We start from the raw sequence: 940 nt of genomic DNA on the forward strand, positions 1-940 counted from the left end.
ATGAGATTGCCCAACGGCTATGGTTCAGTTGTGAAGCTGTCAGGCAAGCGCCGCCGCCCGTATATGGTCAGGGGCGGCGGCTCTTGGATATGGTGACACCGATCAAGCCATCAGAAACCATGTTGATGATGAAGATAAGCTAACCCGTAATTTCAACGGGTCAGGTCAGAACCGGGCTATGACGGTAATCAACGAATCCGGCGTATATGCCTTGATCTTTGGCTCCAAGCTGGATAGTGCCAAGCGATTCAAACATTGGGTGACACATGAAGTTCTACCCTCCATCCGTAAAACCGGAAGCTACACTTTGCCGGGGTACGCAAGTCTCCCACAGGTGATTTCCATTGTAGCTGAAACGAAAAAACGGATGAAGGCAGAAGGTAAGGAAAATTGGGAAATTGCCCATGCTTGTTATGAAATCGGGGAGAATTACGGCGTAACCCTACCCAAATTCTTTGCAGAAGATTGCAAAATGCCCGATGAAGAAGCGGTTGCAATGGTTGACTTTGCTTGTGAACATCCAGAATATCAACAAAATCCAGACGCCGGGTACTACGCTTTTGTTTTGTCCCAATGCACAGTGCGCCAACTCCGGGGTCGGAAACCAAAGAAGCTGGAATCTTAGCCGGACATCCTTTCCTATATCTTAGACAAGCAAAATCCTTGAAAACACTGAAATTCCGGGCTTTGTCTAAGATGTCTAAGATAAAAAGCCCTATTCTCTATATACTTATATCTTCTATATTTTTCTTAAAAAATAAAAAGAATATTTACATCTCAGACATCTTAGACATCTTAGCAAATCCAGTGTTTTCAAGGGATTACACCGGCTAAGATGTTGGATAAGATCATAGACAAAAACAAAAAAAGCCGCCCCCGGTGTTGGCGCACCGGAAGCGGCAAGGGAAATCATGGGACAGGCCCACAATAGCCCCACAGA

At 45.5% G+C, this 940-nt stretch carries 1 protein-coding gene; it reads left to right on the forward strand.

The window, feature by feature from the left end; translation table 11 throughout:
• Window positions 1–109: 109 nt before the first annotated feature.
• On the forward strand, window positions 110–625 hold the full coding sequence (locus D1841_RS18825) for a Bro-N domain-containing protein (protein WP_371722167.1): 516 nt from the start codon (window positions 110–112) through the stop codon (window positions 623–625).
• Window positions 626–940: the final 315 nt, after the last annotated feature.

Source organism: Neglectibacter sp. X4, from assembly GCF_009917365.1.
GTDB lineage: Bacteria > Bacillota > Clostridia > Oscillospirales > Acutalibacteraceae > Acutalibacter.